Genomic DNA, 17,272 nt, shown 5'->3' on the forward strand with positions numbered 1-17,272 from the left:
CTAAGGAGCTGCGCGGCTTCCAAGTCCCTCCCTCGATGATCAGTCGAGAACTATCGCTCCTGGCGGAGCGTTAGTCGAGATACAAGGAGCTGCCGCAGGCTGCGATCTTTTCGAGGCATCCACAAAGCAGGGGGATTTCCGGCCGTTTCGACGGCCTTTTTTTTCGCCTGGAATCTGCTGAAAGGCATATCTCTTAAACGCATAACCAAATGAATAAATATGATTTATGGATATATAAATCAGCTGGTAAGGTCACTGCCATTGAAGCGAGATCGCAGCCTGCGAATCGCCTGTACCGCTTGAAGGAATCTGCAATGCTGGTCGTCTCACTCGGTGGCAGCCCCAGCCTGCGCTCCCGTTCCGGGGTGCTGCTGGAGCGTTCGCAACGCTGGTTGCAACAGCAAGGGGTGGAAGTGGTGAGCTATCAGGTACGGGACTTCCCGGCCGAGGATCTGCTCCACGCCCGCTTCGACAGCCCGAAGGTCCTCGACCTGCTGCAACAGATTGAAAACGCCGATGGCCTGCTGATCGCCACCCCGGTGTACAAGGCCTCGTTTTCCGGCGCGCTGAAGACCCTGCTGGATCTGCTCCCCGAGCGTGCCTTGAACCACAAGATTGTCTTGCCGATGGCCACCGGCGGCAGCATCGCCCACATGCTGGTGGTCGATTACGCCCTCAAGCCTGTGCTGTCGGCACTCAAGGCTCAGGAAATGCTTCAGGGCATTTTCGCCGAGGACAGCCAGATCGCTTACGGCGAAGGCAGTGCCGCCGCGCAATTGGCGCCGGCCCTGGAGCAACGATTGCACGAGGCGCTGGACCAGTTCATCGGCGCCATGGCGCGTCGGCCGAAACCGCTGGAGCCGGGCCTGTTGAATGAACGTTTGTTGAGTGCTCGCTGGAGCATTTAAGCCTCATCGGAATTTGAAGTACTGGCCTTACTCGCCCGCCAACGGGCAAGCAGGTGCAGCCAAAACCCAACAGCAAAAAGGAGAGCGCTATGCGCACTGTATTTTTGCGTCGTGGTCTGGTCGCTCTGTTTGCTGCGGCTGTGTCCTTCGGCGCCATCACTCAAGCTCAAGCCGAGACATTGCGGATCGGTTATCAGAAGTACGGCACGCTGGTGCTGCTCAAAGCCAAAGGCACCCTGGAAAAACGTCTGGCGGCGCAAGGCGTCGACGTGCAATGGACCGAGTTTCCTGGCGGCCCGCAACTGCTGGAAGGCCTCAACGTCGGCTCGATCGACTTTGGCGTGACCGGCGAAACCCCACCGGTTTTCGCCCAGGCCGCTGGCGCTGATCTGCTCTACGTCGCCTACGAACCGCCAGCGCCGAACAGCGAAGCGATCCTCGTGCCGAAGGACTCGCCGATCAAATCGGTGGCCGATCTCAAGGGCAAGAAAGTCGCCCTGAACAAAGGCTCCAACGTGCACTACCTGTTGGTACGTGCACTGGAAGACGCCGGTCTCAAGTACAGCGACATCCAGACCGTGTTCCTGCCGCCGGCCGATGCCCGCGCCGCGTTCGAACGTGGCAGTGTCGACGCCTGGGTCATCTGGGACCCGTACCAGGCCGCTGCCGAGAAACAACTGCAAGCGCACACCCTGCGCGATGGCAAAGGCATCGTCGACAACCACCAGTTCTATCTCGCGACCAAACCTTACGCGCAGAAGAATCCCGAGGTGATCAAGACCCTCGTCGAAGAAGTGCGCGCCGTTGGTGAATGGTCCAAAGCCAATCCAGAAGACGTGACGCAACAGGTCGCGCCGCTGCTCGGCCTGCCGGCGGACATCACCCTGACCTCGGTGAAACGCCAGGGCTACGGCGCGCTGTTCCTGACCCCGGAAGTGGTCGCCGCGCAACAGAAAATCGCCGACACGTTCTACCAGCTCAAGCTGATTCCCAAGCCGTTGAGCATCAAGGATGTGATCTGGACCCCGCCGGCCGCAGTGGCCCAAAGCTCTCAAGCCCAGTAATTCGAATCTACAAGGAGACCACTCCATGAGCCTCAATATCTTCTGGTTCCTGCCTACCCACGGCGACGGCCATTACCTTGGCACCGCCGAAGGCGCCCGCGCGGTTGATCATGGTTATCTGCAACAGGTCGCGCAAGCGGCGGATCGTCTGGGGTTTGGCGGGGTGCTGATTCCCACCGGGCGTTCCTGCGAAGACTCATGGCTGGTCGCGGCCTCGCTGATTCCGGTGACCCAGCGTCTGAAATTCCTCGTCGCCCTGCGCCCCGGGATCATTTCCCCGACGGTCGCGGCGCGCCAGGCAGCGACGCTGGATCGTCTGTCCGGCGGGCGTGCGCTGTTCAACCTGGTCACCGGTGGCGATCCGGAAGAACTGGCCGGGGACGGTCTGTTCCTCAACCATGAAGAACGCTATCAGGCCTCGGTGGAATTCACCCGCATCTGGCGTCGCGTGCTGGAAGGCGAAACCGTCTATTATGACGGCGAGCACATCAGCGTCAAAGGCGCCAAGCTGCTCTATCCACCGATCCAGCAACCGCGTCCGCCGCTGTATTTTGGTGGCTCCTCCGAAGCGGCGCAGGATCTGGCCGCCGAGCAAGTGGAAATGGTCCTGACCTGGGGCGAGCCGCCGGCAGCGGTGGCCGAGAAGATTGCCCAGGTTCGCGCCAAAGCTGCCAAGCTCGGCCGCACCGTACGCTTCGGCATTCGCCTGCATGTGATCGTCCGTGAAACCAACGCCGAAGCCTGGCAAGCGGCGGATCGCCTGATCTCGCATCTGGACGACGACACCATCCAGCGTGCCCAGGCCTCGCTGGCGCGCTTCGATTCGGTCGGCCAGCAACGCATGGCCGCGCTGCACGGTGGCAGCCGCGACAACCTCGAAGTCAGCCCGAATCTCTGGGCTGGCGTCGGTCTGGTGCGCGGCGGTGCCGGTACTGCGCTGGTCGGTGACGGCCCGACCGTAGCGGCGCGGGTCAAGGAATACGCGGATCTGGGCATCGACACCTTCATCTTCTCCGGTTATCCACACCTCGAAGAATCGTATCGGGTGGCCGAACTGCTGTTCCCGCACCTTGACGTCGAGCGCCCGGAACTGCCGAAAAGCGCCGGTTATGTCAGCCCGTTCGGCGAGATGGTTGCCAACGACATCCTGCCCAAAGCCGCGTCGCAGAGCTGAGGCGCGGCCATGAAGAAATTTACCCACAGCCTCGCGCCTTGGGCGTTGCCGGTGTTGCTCCTGGCGGTGTGGCAGTTGTCGGTGTCGGCGGGCTGGTTGTCGACGCGGATTCTGCCGGCACCGGTGGCGGTGATCGAGGCCGGCGTCAGCCTGGTGCGCAGCGGCGAGATCTGGACGCACCTGGCGATCAGCGGTTGGCGCGCGGCACTCGGTTTTACCATTGGCGGCAGCATCGGCCTGGTGCTGGGTTTCATCACCGGTCTGTCGAAGTGGGGCGAACGCCTGCTCGACTCCTCGGTGCAAATGATCCGCAACGTGCCGCATCTGGCGCTGATTCCGCTGGTGATTCTGTGGTTCGGCATCGACGAGTCGGCGAAGATTTTTCTGGTGGCGCTGGGCACGTTGTTCCCGATCTACCTCAACACGTATCACGGCATCCGTAACGTCGACCCGGCGCTGGTGGAGATGGCGCGCAGTTATGGTCTGAGCGGGGTTGGCCTGTTCTGGCAGGTGATTCTGCCGGGCGCGCTGCCGTCGATTCTGGTCGGCGTGCGCTTCGCCCTGGGCTTCATGTGGCTGACGCTGATTGTCGCCGAAACCATCTCGGCCAGCTCCGGCATTGGCTATCTGGCGATGAACGCCCGTGAGTTTTTGCAAACCGACGTGGTGGTGCTGGCGATCCTGCTTTACGCGGTGCTGGGCAAACTTGCCGACCTCGCCGCCCGTGGACTTGAGCGTGTGTGGCTGCGCTGGCACCCGGCCTATCAGGTTGCCAAGGGAGGTGCGGCATGACCGCTCAACAACCTCCGCGCCTGCTGCGCGGGATTCCACTGGCGGTGCGCAACCTGCAGAAAACCTTCGGCGCGCGCCAGGTGCTGCGTGATATCGATCTGCACATTCCGGCGGGGCAATTCGTTGCGGTGGTCGGGCGCAGCGGTTGTGGCAAGAGCACGTTCTTGCGCTTGCTCGCCGGCCTCGACCAGCCGACTGGCGGGGAGTTGCTCGCCGGCTCCGCGCCGCTCAGCCAGGCACACGACGACACGCGATTGATGTTCCAGGAAGCGCGGCTGCTGCCGTGGAAAAGGATCATCGACAACGTCGGCCTTGGCCTCAAGGGCAACTGGCGTCAGCAAGCGCTGGATGCGCTGGAAGCAGTCGGCCTGGCGGATCGCGCCAATGAATGGCCGGCGGCGTTGTCCGGTGGCCAGAAGCAGCGGGTCGCGCTGGCCCGGGCGCTGATTCACCAGCCGCGTCTGCTGTTGCTCGATGAGCCGCTCGGCGCGCTGGATGCGCTGACCCGCATCGAGATGCAGCAACTGATCGAACGGCTCTGGCAGCAACACGGTTTTACCGTGCTGCTGGTGACCCATGACGTCAGTGAAGCGGTGGCGATTGCCGATCGGGTGATCCTGATCGAGGACGGCGAAGTCGGCCTCGACCTCCACGTGGAACTGCCGCGCCCCAGAGTGCGTGGTTCGCATCGCCTCGCCGCGCTGGAAACCGAAGTGCTCAACCGTGTTCTGTCCCTGCCCGGCGAACCGCCGGCGCCGGAACCCGTTTCACCCCTGCCTACGCAATTGCGTTGGGCGCAATAACACCTTTTTATCAACGACAGGAATCAATGCCATGACTATCAAAGCCATCAACGTGCGCAACCAGTTCAAAGGCTCGATCAAGGAAATCGTCCTCGGCGACGTGCTGTCGGAAATCGACGTGCAGACCGCTTCGGGCATCGTCACTTCGGTGATCACCACCCGTTCGGTCAAGGAGCTGGAACTGGTGGTTGGCAGCGAGGTGATCGCCTTTGTGAAATCCACCGAGGTGTCGATCGCCAAGTTGTAAGCCGGTGAACAAAAAACAACCCCGGAGGGTGTGAGCCCTTCGGGGTTTCTTTTTTGAAGATCAAAAGATCGCAGCCTTCGGCAGCTCCTGCATTTGGAATGCATTCCCCCTGTAGGAGCTGCCGAAGGCTGCGATCTTTTAGCGTTTAGGTAGATAGGGCGGTAGATACAGGCCAATGTAGGCATCAAACACGCGCATCCCTTCCTCGGCCATGCGCGGGGTGATCTGCCCGTGCTGCTGCACCGAGCGGGCATAAACCCGGTCGCCCAGTTCCATGGCCAGGGCAAACACATCGACATCGTCCGGCAGCCTCGGCAGCTCGAAATGGTGGTCGAACAACTTGTGCATCAGGTCGCCCAGTTCCAGATCGTGCTGGCGGTCAGCCTGGGTCACTTCGGTCAGGCCATGTTGCGCCAGAATCAGTTGCCGTGCGGCGGCATCCTGATCGTAGATCTCGAGCATGCGCTGTTCGACCAGTCGTGACAGATCGCGCCAGTCGCGCAAAGCATCATGATCGATCGGCGCTTGCAGGCAGGCGCGGAAGGCCGCGTGGACATCGGCGGTCAGCGCTTCGAGCAGCGCCGGAACGCTGGCGAAAAAGTGGTAAACGGAAGAGGGCGGAATCTGCGCGCGCTCGGCGACGCTGTAGATCGACAGGCTGGCCACGCCCTCGGCGGCCAGCAGCGTGCGTGCGGCGTCGAGTATCGAATCGATCCGCGCCTGACTGCGGGCACGGGGTTTGCGAACGGTGGCGGGACGCGTCATGGAAGTCTCCTGCGGGGCAGCGGGCATTGTACGAGGCGGTTCCGGTGTTGTCTCGTCAAGCGCCTTCGCGAGCAAGCTCGCTCCCACATTTGATCTCCAGTGAATCCGGATCTTCTTCCCACCCGAAACTCCATGTGGGAGCGAGCTTGCTCGCGAACCGCCGCAGGCGGCCATTTAGCCTGAATCCCTAGCCGTAAAAAAACGCCGCTGGCTGATTCAGCCAACGGCGTTTTCCTGAAACTGCAATCCGCTTAAACGGTATGCAGATACCAGTTGTACTCAAGGTCGGAGATGGAGTGTTCGAACTCCTCCAGCTCGCTTTCCTTGCAGGCGACGAAGATATCGATGTATTTCGGATCGATGTACTTGGCCATCACCTCGCTGTCGTCCAGCTCGCGCAGGGCATCGCGCAAGTTGTTCGGCAGGCTCTGTTCGTTCTGCTCGTAGCTGTTGCCTTCGACAGGCGCGCCCGGCTCGATCTGGTTGACCAGACCGTGGTGTACGCCGGCCAGTACCGAAGCCATCAGCAGGTACGGGTTGGCGTCGGCGCCGGCCACCCGGTGTTCGATACGCACGGCATCGGCCGAGCCGGTCGGTACGCGAATCGCCACGGTGCGGTTGTCCAGCCCCCAGCACGGCGAGTTCGGTACATAGAACTGCGCGCCGAAGCGACGGTACGAGTTGACGTTCGGGCAGAGGAAAGCCATCTGCGCGGGCAGGGTCTCGAGCACACCGCCGATCGCGTGACGCAGCGCGGCGTTCTGCTCGGGATCCTCGCTGGCAAAAATGTTTTTGCCGGCTTTGTCCAGAATCGAAATGTGTACGTGCAGACCGTTGCCCGCCTGGCCCGGATACGGCTTGGCCATGAAGGTGGTGTCCATTTCATGGTCGTAGGCGATGTTCTTGATCAGACGCTTGAGCAGGACCGCGTAGTCGCAGGCCTTGATCGGGTCGGCGACGTGGTGCAGGTTCACTTCGAACTGCGCCGGGGCACTTTCCTTGACGATCGCATCGGCCGGGATGCCTTGCTCTTTGGCGCCTTCGAGAATGTCCTGGAGGCAGTCGACGTATTCGTCGAGGTCGTCGATCAGGTAGACCTGAGTCGAATGCGGGCGTTTGCCGGAGATCGGCGAGCGTGGCGGCTGTGGACGGCCGTTCACGTTTTCCTGGTCGATCAGGTAGAACTCGAGTTCGAAGGCGGCGCAGATGGTCAGGCCGAGCTCGTCGAACTTGGTCACCACCTGACGCAGCACTTCACGGGGATCGGCGAAGAACGGGTCGCCTTCGAGTTCGTGCATGGTCATCAACAGCTGCGCGGTCGGGCGCTTCTGCCATGGCTCGTTGCACAGGGTGTCGGGGATCGGATAGCAGATGCGATCGGCGTCGCCGATGTCCAGGCCCAGACCGGTGCTTTCCACCGTGGAGCCGTTGATATCCAGAGCAAATAGAGAGGCCGGCAGGTTGATGCCTTTCTCGTAAACCTTGTGGAGGCTGGTGCGTTCGATGCGCTTGCCGCGCACCACACCATTCATATCCGCAATCAGAAGGTCAACGTACAGAACCTCAGGATGTTCCTTAAGGAACGCGTTCGCTTCGTTAAGCTGAACGGCACGCGGGGGTACCGACATGATGCAACACCTTTGTTGTTAAAAATATCAATCATTGATCTTTTCTGGTTTCAGTCAACCCGAACGGCCTGCCGAAGTCAAGCGAGGCCTTTTTTGCCCCGAAAAAGCGCTTGAAGGGCATTTATGGGGCACTTTGGGGCATTTTTTCAAACCTTGAACGTTGCTCAGCTGCGGGCTTGAGCAGGCCGTGTTGTATTTTTTACGGGGGTGTTGTGTAAAAAAATGAACAAGGCTAAGCTCCGGTCAAACCCATAACAGCAATAATACCGGGGTGCTTCATGTCTCGCCTGCCGTTAATCGGCATCACCGCCTGCTCGCAACAGTCCGGTCTGCATGCTCATCACATCAGTGGCGATCAATCCGTCCGTAGCGCAGCCAGCAAGGCGCGCAGCCTGTCGACGAGACTCTCGTCAACCACCGGCAAAACGGCAGCGTCCGATATTCTGGACGTCGGACACAGCATCCGCTTTATGGCGTCCCCTCCCACTATAGAACTCTTTCCCTCTCAAAGCCCATGCCGCGCTCAGCGTCGTGCTGGTGATTCTGCACGTTTGCAAAGTGCACGGGAAATGCAACGCCAGCGTCAAGGGCAGGTAAGCTCCTCCTTCATTGTCTATGCGCGGTGCCAGGCGTAAGCCGGCACTGCGCGAGCAAGCCCCCCTTTAACGCGACGCCCCAAGCGTCAAAATTGCCTGACATCGCGTCAGGAGACTCAGCCCAGAGGCATTTATGAGTAACAACCTCGACCAGCTCACCGATTGGTTGAAAGACCGCAAGATCACAGAAGTCGAATGCATGATTGGCGACCTGACCGGGATCACCCGGGGCAAGATTTCGCCGACCAACAAGTTCATCGCCGAGAAAGGCATGCGTCTGCCGGAAAGCGTGCTGTTGCAGACGGTGACCGGCGACTACGTCGAAGACGACATCTATTACGAACTGCTCGACCCGGCCGACATCGACATGATCTGCCGCCCTGATCAGAACGCCGTGTACCTGGTGCCGTGGGCCATCGAGCCGACCGCGCAGGTGATCCACGACACCTACGACAAGCAAGGCAACCCGATCGAGCTGTCGCCGCGCAACGTCCTCAAGAAAGTCCTGAAGCTGTATGCCGACAAGGGCTGGCAGCCGATCGTGGCGCCGGAAATGGAGTTCTACCTGACCAAGCGCAGCGACGACCCCGACTATCCGTTGCAGCCGCCGATCGGCCGCTCGGGTCGTCCGGAAATCGGTCGGCAGTCGTTCTCCATTGAGGCGGCCAACGAATTCGACCCGCTGTTCGAAGACGTCTACGACTGGTGCGAACTGCAGGAGCTGGACCTCGATACGCTGATCCACGAAGACGGCACGGCGCAGATGGAAATCAACTTCCGTCACGGTGACGCCCTGTCGCTGGCCGATCAGATTCTGGTGTTCAAGCGCACCATGCGTGAAGCCGCGCTCAAGCACGACGTGGCGGCGACGTTCATGGCCAAGCCAATGACCGGCGAGCCGGGCAGCGCCATGCACCTGCACCAGAGCATCATCGACATTCAGACCGGCAAGAACGTTTTCTCCAACGAAGACGGGACCATGAGCCAACTGTTCCTGCACCACATAGGTGGCTTGCAGAAACTGATCCCCGAGCTGTTGCCGCTGTTCGCACCGAACGTCAACTCGTTCCGCCGCTTCCTCCCGGATACTTCGGCACCGGTGAACGTCGAGTGGGGCGAGGAGAACCGCACCGTCGGCCTGCGCGTACCGGATGCCGGCCCGCAGAACCGCCGCGTGGAAAACCGCCTGCCGGGCGCCGACGCCAATCCGTATCTGGCGATCGCCGCGAGCCTGCTCTGCGGCTACATCGGCATGGTCGAGGGCCTCAACCCGAGCGCGCCGGTGGTCGGTCGTGGTTACGAGCGCCGCAACCTGCGCCTGCCGCTGACCATCGAAGATGCGCTGGAGCGCATGGAGAACAGCAAGACCGTCGAAAAATACCTCGGCAAGACCTTCATCACCGGCTACGTCGCGGTCAAGCGGGCCGAGCATGAAAACTTCAAGCGCGTGATCAGTTCCTGGGAGCGTGAGTACCTGCTCTTCGCCGTCTGATACGCCGGGCGCGGCGGCGAGCCGTCGCGCCTTCACCGATAACAAGGAGAATTGGCATGACCAGCAACAACCCGCAAACCCGTGAGTGGCAAGCGCTGAGCAGCGAACACCACCTGGCCCCGTTCAGCGACTTCAAGCAATTGAAAGAGAAGGGCCCGCGGATCATCACCAACGCCAAGGGCGTTTACCTGTGGGACAGCGAAGGCAACAAGATCCTCGACGGCATGGCCGGCCTCTGGTGCGTGGCGATCGGTTACGGTCGCGATGAGCTGGCCGATGCCGCCGCCAAACAGATGCGCGAGCTGCCGTACTACAACCTGTTCTTCCAGACCGCTCACCCGCCGGCGCTTGAACTGGCCAAATCGATTGCCGACGTCGCGCCTGAAGGCATGAACCACGTGTTCTTCACCGGTTCCGGCTCCGAAGGCAACGACACCATGCTGCGTATGGTTCGCCACTACTGGGCGATCAAGGGCCAGCCGAACAAGAAAGTCATCATCAGCCGCAAGAACGGTTATCACGGCTCCACCGTGGCCGGCGCGAGCCTCGGCGGCATGACCTACATGCACGAGCAGGGCGACCTGCCGATTCCCGGCATTGTCCACATCGCGCAGCCGTACTGGTTCGGCGAAGGCGGCGACATGTCGCCGGAAGAGTTCGGCATCTGGGCGGCCAATCAGCTGGAAGAGAAGATTCTCGAAGTCGGCGTCGACAACGTCGGCGCCTTTATTGCCGAGCCGATCCAGGGTGCCGGTGGCGTGATCATTCCGCCCGATACCTACTGGCCGCGCATCAAGGAAATCCTCGCCAAGTACGACATCCTTTTCGTTGCCGACGAAGTGATCTGCGGTTTCGGCCGTACCGGTGAGTGGTTCGGTAGCGATTTCTACGACCTCAAACCTCACATGATGACCATCGCCAAAGGCCTGACTTCCGGCTACATCCCGATGGGAGGCCTGATCGTCCGTGACTCCGTGGTGGCAGTGCTCAACGAAGGCGGCGATTTCAACCACGGCTTCACTTACTCCGGGCACCCGGTGGCAGCAGCGGTGGGCCTGGAAAACATCCGCATCCTGCGCGACGAAAAAATTATCGAGAACGCCCACAATGAAACGGCACCGTATTTGCAGAAACGTCTGCGCGAGCTGAATGATCACCCATTGGTGGGTGAAGTTCGCGGCGTCGGTCTGTTGGGGGCGATCGAGCTGGTGCAGGACAAGGCCACGCGCAAGCGTTTTGAAGGCAAGGGCGTCGGCATGATCTGCCGACAGTTCTGCTTCGACAACGGCCTGATCATGCGCGCGGTCGGCGACACCATGATCATCGCGCCGCCGCTGGTGATCAGCAAAGCGGAGATCGATGAACTGGTTACAAAAGCACGCAAGTGTCTGGACCTGACCCTCAATGCGCTGCAGGCCTAGGTGCTAGGCTTTGAGCGGGGGAGCTGCGGCGCACTCGCTCAAAGCTGTCAGAAAGGCTGGTCTTTTGTTGAAAGACCGCCTCGGATCTTGCCAGACTAGCCGCGGTTCCAGTTGTCCGGGTTCGGCCGCTGAACAAAGTGGTTCAAAAAAGAAAAATTTGGAGCATGACGCATGAAGGCATTAGGTAAAAAGCTAGCTGGCAAGACTCTGCTCGCGCTGTCCATGGCGGGCATGATGGCGGGTGCGGTGCACGCGGACGACAAGGTACTGCACGTCTACAACTGGTCCGACTACATTGCGCCGGACACCGTGGCCAACTTCGAGAAAGCCACCGGGATCAAAGTCGTCTACGACGTCTTCGACAGTAACGAAACCCTGGAAGCCAAGCTGCTGGCCGGCAAATCCGGTTACGACATCGTGGTGCCTTCCAACAACTTCCTCGCCAAGCAGATCAAGGCCGGCGTCTACCAGGAGCTGGACAAGTCCAGACTGCCGAACTGGAAAAACCTCGACGAAGACCTGCTCAAGGCTGTTGGCGATGCCAGCGACCAGGGCAACAAGCACGCTTTCCCGTACATGTGGGGCTCGATCGGCATCGGCTACAACCCCGCCAAGGTCAAGGCTGCGCTGGGCATCGACAAGATCGATTCGTGGGACGTGGTATTCAAGCCGGAAAACATCGAGAAACTCAAAAGCTGCGGCGTGAGCTTCCTCGATGCCCCGACCGAAATGATTCCGGCGGCATTGCACTATCTGGGCAAGCCGACCAACAGCAAGGACAAGGCTGACCTCAAAGCCGCCGAAGACCTGTTCCTGAAGATTCGTCCTTCGGTTGCCTACTTCCACTCGTCCAAGTACATCTCCGACCTGGCCAACGGCAACATCTGCGTCGCCGTCGGCTACTCGGGTGACCTGGAACAATCCAAGACCCGCGCTCAGGAAGCCGGTGACAAGGTCAAACTGGCCTACACCATTCCAAAAGAAGGCGCCGGTACTTTCTACGACATGGTCGCCATTCCCAAGGATGCCGAAAACGTCGAAGCCGCCTACAAGTTCATGAACTACCTGCTGGAGCCGCAAGTGATGGCCGGCATCACCAACGCCGTGCGTTTCCCGAACGGCAACAAGGCCGCGACGCCTCTGGTGGACAAGGACATCACCAGCGATGCGAGCATCTACCCGTCGGCTGAAGTGAAGAAGCAGCTCTATGCGATCAGCGATCTGGACGCCGCAACACTGCGTCTGATCACCCGCAGCTGGACCAAGATCAAATCGGGCAAATAAGCCGGTTTGTCGCCACAACCACTGGCCGTCGTCGCTGCGACGGCGGTCAGCGGATAATTAAATGACAGAAAGTTTTGCTGGATCGGTTTTTCGAAGGTAAGTTGCGCGCCGGTTTTGTTGTCGGGCAGCCACGGCTGTCATGCAGCGCGGGGCAACTTGGGCCCAATCAATCTAGAGGACCTCCCCCTTGCCTGTATTTTCTTCTTTGCGCAAAACCCTGCTGGCCGCTGCCGGCCTGACAATCGCTGTCGGAGCCCAGGCCGCCGGTACGGTGCATATTTATAACTGGTCCGATTACATCGGCGAATCGACCCTGGCCGACTTCGAGAAAGAGACCGGGATCAAACCGGTCTACGACGTTTTCGATTCCAACGAAACCCTGGAAGGCAAGCTGCTCGCCGGGCGCACCGGTTACGACGTGGTCGTGCCGTCGAACCACTTCCTTGGCAAGCAGATCAAGGCGGGCGCGTTCCAGAAGCTCGACAAGGCACAACTGCCCAATTATTCCAACCTCGACCCGGTGCTGCTCAAGCGCCTGGAACAGAACGACCCCGGCAATCTCTACGCCGTACCGTATCTGTGGGGCACCAACGGCATTGGCTACAACGTCGACAAGGTCAAAGCCGTGCTCGGCATCGACAAGATCGACTCCTGGGCCGTGCTGTTCGAACCGGAAAACATCAAGAAGCTGCACAGCTGCGGCGTCGCGTTCCTCGATTCGGCAGATGAAATGATGCCGACCATGCTCAATTACCTGGGCCTGAACGCCAACAGCACCAATACCAAGGACTACGAAAAGGCCACCGCCAAGTTGCTCGCGGTGCGCCCGTACGTGACCTATTTCCACTCGTCGAAGTACATCGGCGATCTGGCCAACGGCGACATCTGCGTGGCCATCGGTTTCTCCGGCGACATCTTCCAGGCGAAGAACCGTGCCGAGGAAGCGAAGAAGGGCGTCAACATCGCCTACTCGATTCCGAAAGAGGGCGGCGCGCTGTGGTTCGACATGCTGGCGATCCCCAAGGATTCGTCCAACGTCAAGGAAGCCCACGCCTTCATCAATTATTTGCTGAAACCTGAGGTGATTGCCCAGGTCAGTGATTACGTCGGTTACGCCAACCCCAATCCGGGTTCGGACAAGCTGATGGAACAATCCATTCGCACCGATGAAGCGGTTTACCCACCGCAAGCAGTCCTCGACAAGACCTACGTGTCGACCGAGTTGCCAGCCAATATTCAGCGTTTGATGACCCGCAGCTGGACCAAGGTCAAGTCGGGCAAATAACGCACAAACTATCCAGGGTTCGTCTTGCGTGGCGAACTGCTGCTTCTGTTGGGAGTTTCGTAAATGGCAGTTGCCTCCGGCGCCTACAAGAAAGCCCTCGAGGGCGACCAGACACCGAAACAGGTGCTGGTCAAAATCGACCGGGTCACCAAGAAGTTCGACGAGACGATTGCCGTGGACGATGTGTCCCTGGAAATCAAGAAGGGCGAGATCTTCGCCCTGCTCGGCGGTTCGGGATCGGGCAAATCCACCTTGCTGAGGATGCTGGCAGGCTTCGAACGGCCCACGGAAGGGCGGATTTTCCTCGACGGCGTCGACATCACCGACATGCCGCCGTACGACCGTCCGATCAACATGATGTTTCAGTCCTACGCCCTGTTCCCGCACATGACCGTGGCGCAGAACATCGCCTTCGGCCTGCAGCAGGACAAGATCCCCAAAGCAGAAATCGACGCCCGCGTGGCCGAGATGCTCAAGCTGGTGCAGATGAGCCAGTACGCCAAGCGCAAGCCGCATCAGCTGTCCGGCGGTCAGCGTCAGCGCGTGGCCCTGGCTCGTTCGCTGGCCAAGCGGCCGAAGCTGCTGCTGCTCGACGAACCGATGGGCGCACTGGACAAGAAACTGCGTTCGCAGATGCAGCTGGAACTGGTGGAAATCATCGAGCGCGTCGGCGTGACCTGCGTGATGGTGACCCACGACCAGGAAGAGGCCATGACCATGGCCGAGCGCATCGCGATCATGCACCTGGGCTGGATCGCGCAGATCGGCAGCCCGATCGACATCTACGAAACCCCGACCAGCCGTCTGGTCTGTGAATTCATCGGCAACGTCAACATCTTCGAAGGCGAAGTCATCGACGACGCCGAAGGCCACGCGACCATCACTTGCAAGGACCTCGACCGGCAGATCTACGTCGGCCACGGCATCAGCACCTCGGTGCAGGACAAGTCGGTCACCTACGCGATTCGTCCGGAGAAACTGCTGGTCACCGCCGACATGCCGACCTGCGAATACAACTGGTCGAGCGGCAAGGTCCACGACATCGCCTATCTGGGCGGGCACTCGGTGTTCTACGTCGAATTGCCGAGCGGCAAACTGGTGCAGTCGTTCGTTGCCAACGCCGAACGTCGCGGCGCGCGTCCGACCTGGGGCGATCAGGTCTACGTGTGGTGGGAAGACGACAGCGGCGTGGTACTTCGCTCATGAACATGCGCAAATTCAAACGCCGCATCAACCGAATCATCCCCAATGGCCGGCAGCTGGTCATCGGGGTGCCGTTCATCTGGCTGTTCCTGTTCTTCATGCTGCCGTTCTTCATCGTTCTGAAGATCAGCTTCGCCGAAGCCGACGTGGCGATCCCGCCGTACACCGAGATCTACACCTACGCCGAGCAGAAGCTGCAACTGCTGCTGAACCTGGGCAACTACGCGATGCTCGGCGACGACGAGCTGTACATCGCCGCCTACCTCGGCTCGCTGAAAATGGCCTTTATCAGCACCGTGCTCTGCCTGCTGATCGGTTATCCGATGGCCTACGCCATCGCCAGCGCGCGCAAAGAGCTGCAAACGGTGCTGGTGCTGCTGATCATGATGCCGACCTGGACCGCGATCCTGATCCGCGTGTACGCGTGGATGGGCATTCTCAGCAACAACGGCCTGCTCAACGGTTTCCTGATGAGCATGGGCCTGATCGACGAGCCGCTGCAGATCCTCAACACCAACCTCGCCGTGTACATCGGTGTGGTCTATTCCTATCTGCCATTCATGATCCTGCCGCTCTACGCCAACCTGGTGAAGCATGATCAGAGCCTGCTGGAAGCTGCGTCGGACCTGGGTTCGAGCACCTTCAACAGCTTCTGGAAAATCACCATTCCGCTGTCCAAGAACGGCATTATCGCCGGCTGCATGCTGGTGTTCATTCCGGTGGTCGGCGAGTTCGTCATTCCAGAACTGCTCGGCGGCCCGGAAACCCTGATGATCGGCAAGGTGCTCTGGCAGGAGTTCTTCAACAACCGCGACTGGCCGGTGGCGTCCGCGCTGGCGGTGGTGATGCTGGCGATCCTGATTGTGCCGATCATCCTGTTCAACCGCAGTCAGGCCAAGGAAATGGAGGGTAAAGAATGAAGCGCTTGCGTTTCTCCAGCCTGATGCTGGTACTGGGCCTGATCTTCATCTATCTGCCGATGCTGATCCTGGTGATCTACTCGTTCAACGCCTCGAAACTGGTAACGGTGTGGGGCGGCTGGTCGATCAAGTGGTACGTCGGCCTGCTCGACAACTCGCAACTGATGGGCTCGGTGCTGCGCTCGCTGGAAATCGCCTGCTACACGGCGGTTGCTGCGGTGGCGCTGGGTACATTGGCGGCGTTCGTGCTGACGCGCATCACTCACTTCAAGGGTCGCACGCTGTTCGGCGGCCTGGTGACTGCGCCACTGGTCATGCCGGAAGTGATCACCGGTCTGTCGCTGTTGCTGCTGTTCGTGGCCATGGCGCAGATGATCGGCTGGCCGCAGGAGCGCGGCATCGTCACCATCTGGATCGCTCACACCACGTTCTGTGCGGCGTATGTGGCAGTGGTTGTGTCGGCGCGTTTGCGTGAGCTGGACCTGTCGATCGAAGAAGCGGCGATGGACTTGGGCGCGCGGCCGTGGAAGGTGTTCTTCCTGATCACCATCCCGATGATCGCGCCATCGTTGGCAGCGGGCGGGATGATGTCGTTCGCGCTGTCGCTGGATGACCTGGTGCTGGCGAGCTTCGTTTCCGGTCCGGGTTCGACGACCCTGCCGATGGAAGTGTTCTCGGCGGTGCGCCTGGGCGTGAAACCGGAGATCAACGCCGTGGCCAGCCTGATTCTGCTGGCAGTGTCGCTGGTGACCTTCCTCGTCTGGTTCTTCAGCCGCCGCGCCGAAGAAGCACGCAAGAAAGCCATCCAGCAAGCCATCGAAGAAAGCGCCGCCGATTCGTGGAAGCAACCGGACGCGCGTCGCGCGCCTGCGCCACAGGCTGTGTGAGCTGAAGGGTTGTTCAGGACTCTCTGATCAATCATTAACCCTGTGGGAGCGAGCTTGCTCGCGAATGCAATCTGTCAGTCGATATCCATGTGGCTGATACACCGCTTTCGCGAGCAAGCTCGCTCCCACAGGTTTTTTGAGTGGCCTTCAAGTCCAGGGAGAGCGGCGGATGACCTCGACGAAATTCATCGGCTTGAACCCCGGTTCCTGATCCTTCAGCACATCGGTCTTCACATTGCCGAACGTAGTCTGCGGACGATGACGCAAGCCATCGGCAAACGCGCAGATGATGCACTCCTTGAAGCCTTCGCCGCGTGGATGCGCATGCACCACGGCTTCGCGCTGCACGCTGCTGAACGCCGCGTAATCCATGCCCAGCACGTCCATTTCCACGCCAGCCGTCACCAGTGCCACGGTCGGTCGCAGATGCTTGGGTACGCCCGGCGTGGTGTGCAGGGCAATCGACAGCCAGACCTGCTCGATGTCGTCATCGCTCAGCCCGTACGGCTTGAGAAAGGCTGCCGCGGCATTCGCGCCGTCCACCTCGAAACGCTCGTCATCGCTGCGATGACCTTCCACCAGACCGAGGTCATGGAACATCGCGCCGACGTACAGCAGCTCCGGGTTGTAGGTAAGTTGCCGGCGCTCGCCGCTCAAGGCACCGAACAAAAACACCCGGCGTGAGTGGTGATAGAGCAGATCTGATTCAATGTCGCGGATGTATTCGGTGGTGGCCCGGGCGAGGGCGCTGTCAGGGATCTTGATGCCGGCGATGGTGCTGGTCATAACGGTTTCCTCGTCGA

The 17,272-nt window shown here is 60.3% G+C and carries 16 protein-coding genes; 13 read left to right on the plus strand and 3 right to left on the minus strand.

Annotated features, from left to right (window positions below):
• Positions 1 to 314: 314 nt before the first annotated feature.
• The 6 genes from ssuE to AC0Z4S_RS15020 all read left to right on the plus strand — a co-directional run bounded on the left by ssuE (position 315) and on the right by AC0Z4S_RS15020 (position 4,988).
• Positions 315 to 908 carry an NADPH-dependent FMN reductase gene (ssuE, locus tag AC0Z4S_RS14995; RefSeq protein ID WP_042607062.1) on the plus strand — a complete coding sequence of 198 codons (594 nt, stop codon included), beginning with the start codon at positions 315 to 317 and terminating at the stop codon, positions 906 to 908.
• 89 nt (positions 909 to 997) lie between these two features.
• Positions 998 to 1,972: a sulfonate ABC transporter substrate-binding protein gene (locus AC0Z4S_RS15000; protein ID WP_485623596.1), complete on the plus strand. Its 975-nt coding sequence runs from the start codon at positions 998 to 1,000 to the stop codon at positions 1,970 to 1,972.
• A gap of 25 nt (positions 1,973 to 1,997) precedes the next feature.
• Entirely contained in the window at positions 1,998 to 3,146 is a 1,149-nt protein-coding gene (gene ssuD / locus AC0Z4S_RS15005; RefSeq protein WP_485623597.1) for an FMNH2-dependent alkanesulfonate monooxygenase, read from the plus strand.
• Between the two features lie 9 nt (positions 3,147 to 3,155).
• Positions 3,156 to 3,938, plus strand: coding sequence for an aliphatic sulfonate ABC transporter permease SsuC (gene ssuC / locus AC0Z4S_RS15010; protein ID WP_485623598.1), 783 nt, complete (start codon positions 3,156 to 3,158; stop codon positions 3,936 to 3,938).
• A complete protein-coding gene (ssuB, locus tag AC0Z4S_RS15015) occupies positions 3,935 to 4,741 on the plus strand; it encodes an aliphatic sulfonates ABC transporter ATP-binding protein (protein WP_485623599.1) in 807 nt (268 codons plus the stop codon). Before ssuC ends, ssuB begins: the two co-directional genes overlap by 4 nt.
• A 31-nt stretch (positions 4,742 to 4,772) precedes the next feature.
• Positions 4,773 to 4,988 (plus strand): TOBE domain-containing protein, encoded by a 216-nt coding sequence (locus AC0Z4S_RS15020; protein ID WP_003229256.1) that lies wholly within the window; start codon positions 4,773 to 4,775, stop codon positions 4,986 to 4,988.
• Positions 4,989 to 5,126: 138 nt separating this feature from the next.
• Here AC0Z4S_RS15020 and AC0Z4S_RS15025 read toward each other — a convergent pair whose 3' ends face one another.
• Positions 5,127 to 5,753, minus strand: a complete 627-nt coding sequence (locus AC0Z4S_RS15025; RefSeq protein ID WP_485623600.1) for a TetR/AcrR family transcriptional regulator — start codon at positions 5,751 to 5,753, stop codon at positions 5,127 to 5,129.
• A gap of 251 nt (positions 5,754 to 6,004) precedes the next feature.
• Positions 6,005 to 7,381: a glutamine synthetase family protein gene (locus AC0Z4S_RS15030; RefSeq protein ID WP_039757469.1), complete on the minus strand. Its 1,377-nt coding sequence runs from the start codon at positions 7,379 to 7,381 to the stop codon at positions 6,005 to 6,007.
• A 729-nt stretch (positions 7,382 to 8,110) separates the two neighbouring features.
• Here AC0Z4S_RS15030 and AC0Z4S_RS15035 point away from each other — a divergent pair.
• The 7 genes from AC0Z4S_RS15035 to AC0Z4S_RS15065 all read left to right on the plus strand — a co-directional run bounded on the left by AC0Z4S_RS15035 (position 8,111) and on the right by AC0Z4S_RS15065 (position 16,469).
• Positions 8,111 to 9,469 carry a glutamine synthetase family protein gene (locus AC0Z4S_RS15035; RefSeq protein ID WP_253496965.1) on the plus strand — a complete coding sequence of 453 codons (1,359 nt, stop codon included), beginning with the start codon at positions 8,111 to 8,113 and terminating at the stop codon, positions 9,467 to 9,469.
• A 56-nt stretch (positions 9,470 to 9,525) separates the two neighbouring features.
• Positions 9,526 to 10,890: an aspartate aminotransferase family protein gene (locus tag AC0Z4S_RS15040; protein WP_485623601.1), complete on the plus strand. Its 1,365-nt coding sequence runs from the start codon at positions 9,526 to 9,528 to the stop codon at positions 10,888 to 10,890.
• 171 nt (positions 10,891 to 11,061) lie between these two features.
• Positions 11,062 to 12,174, plus strand: a complete 1,113-nt coding sequence (locus tag AC0Z4S_RS15045) for a polyamine ABC transporter substrate-binding protein (RefSeq protein WP_485623603.1) — start codon at positions 11,062 to 11,064, stop codon at positions 12,172 to 12,174.
• Positions 12,175 to 12,361: 187 nt separating this feature from the next.
• Positions 12,362 to 13,459, plus strand: a complete 1,098-nt coding sequence (locus tag AC0Z4S_RS15050; protein ID WP_301291603.1) for a polyamine ABC transporter substrate-binding protein — start codon at positions 12,362 to 12,364, stop codon at positions 13,457 to 13,459.
• A 63-nt stretch (positions 13,460 to 13,522) separates the two neighbouring features.
• Positions 13,523 to 14,665 carry an ABC transporter ATP-binding protein gene (locus AC0Z4S_RS15055; protein ID WP_016772662.1) on the plus strand — a complete coding sequence of 381 codons (1,143 nt, stop codon included), beginning with the start codon at positions 13,523 to 13,525 and terminating at the stop codon, positions 14,663 to 14,665.
• Positions 14,666 to 14,700: 35 nt separating this feature from the next.
• Positions 14,701 to 15,582 carry an ABC transporter permease subunit gene (locus tag AC0Z4S_RS15060; protein WP_173867416.1) on the plus strand — a complete coding sequence of 294 codons (882 nt, stop codon included), beginning with the start codon at positions 14,701 to 14,703 and terminating at the stop codon, positions 15,580 to 15,582.
• Positions 15,579 to 16,469 (plus strand): ABC transporter permease subunit, encoded by an 891-nt coding sequence (locus AC0Z4S_RS15065; protein ID WP_064364704.1) that lies wholly within the window; start codon positions 15,579 to 15,581, stop codon positions 16,467 to 16,469. Before AC0Z4S_RS15060 ends, AC0Z4S_RS15065 begins: the two co-directional genes overlap by 4 nt.
• A 147-nt stretch (positions 16,470 to 16,616) precedes the next feature.
• Here the strand turns inward: AC0Z4S_RS15065 and AC0Z4S_RS15070 are convergent, their stop codons facing one another.
• The gene (locus AC0Z4S_RS15070) at positions 16,617 to 17,255 is read right to left on the minus strand and encodes an HD domain-containing protein (protein WP_485623604.1); all 639 of its coding nucleotides are present in this window, start codon (positions 17,253 to 17,255) and stop codon (positions 16,617 to 16,619) included.
• Positions 17,256 to 17,272 lie beyond the last annotated feature (17 nt).

The organism is Pseudomonas sp. 1L-B-1-E-C1 (genome assembly GCF_057291835.1).

Coding starts and splice junctions, on each gene's coding strand:
- AC0Z4S_RS15040 (WP_485623601.1), top strand. CDS start 9,526: ATGACCAGCAACAACCCGCAAACCCGTGAGTGGCAAGCGCTGAGCAGC.
- ssuE (WP_042607062.1), top strand. CDS start 315: ATGCTGGTCGTCTCACTCGGTGGCAGCCCCAGCCTGCGCTCCCGTTCC.
- ssuB (WP_485623599.1), top strand. CDS start 3,935: ATGACCGCTCAACAACCTCCGCGCCTGCTGCGCGGGATTCCACTGGCG.
- AC0Z4S_RS15020 (WP_003229256.1), top strand. CDS start 4,773: ATGACTATCAAAGCCATCAACGTGCGCAACCAGTTCAAAGGCTCGATC.
- AC0Z4S_RS15045 (WP_485623603.1), top strand. CDS start 11,062: ATGAAGGCATTAGGTAAAAAGCTAGCTGGCAAGACTCTGCTCGCGCTG.
- AC0Z4S_RS15065 (WP_064364704.1), top strand. CDS start 15,579: ATGAAGCGCTTGCGTTTCTCCAGCCTGATGCTGGTACTGGGCCTGATC.
- ssuC (WP_485623598.1), top strand. CDS start 3,156: ATGAAGAAATTTACCCACAGCCTCGCGCCTTGGGCGTTGCCGGTGTTG.
- AC0Z4S_RS15030 (WP_039757469.1), bottom strand. CDS start 7,381: ATGTCGGTACCCCCGCGTGCCGTTCAGCTTAACGAAGCGAACGCGTTC.
- AC0Z4S_RS15000 (WP_485623596.1), top strand. CDS start 998: ATGCGCACTGTATTTTTGCGTCGTGGTCTGGTCGCTCTGTTTGCTGCG.
- AC0Z4S_RS15035 (WP_253496965.1), top strand. CDS start 8,111: ATGAGTAACAACCTCGACCAGCTCACCGATTGGTTGAAAGACCGCAAG.
- AC0Z4S_RS15070 (WP_485623604.1), bottom strand. CDS start 17,255: ATGACCAGCACCATCGCCGGCATCAAGATCCCTGACAGCGCCCTCGCC.
- ssuD (WP_485623597.1), top strand. CDS start 1,998: ATGAGCCTCAATATCTTCTGGTTCCTGCCTACCCACGGCGACGGCCAT.
- AC0Z4S_RS15055 (WP_016772662.1), top strand. CDS start 13,523: ATGGCAGTTGCCTCCGGCGCCTACAAGAAAGCCCTCGAGGGCGACCAG.
- AC0Z4S_RS15025 (WP_485623600.1), bottom strand. CDS start 5,753: ATGACGCGTCCCGCCACCGTTCGCAAACCCCGTGCCCGCAGTCAGGCG.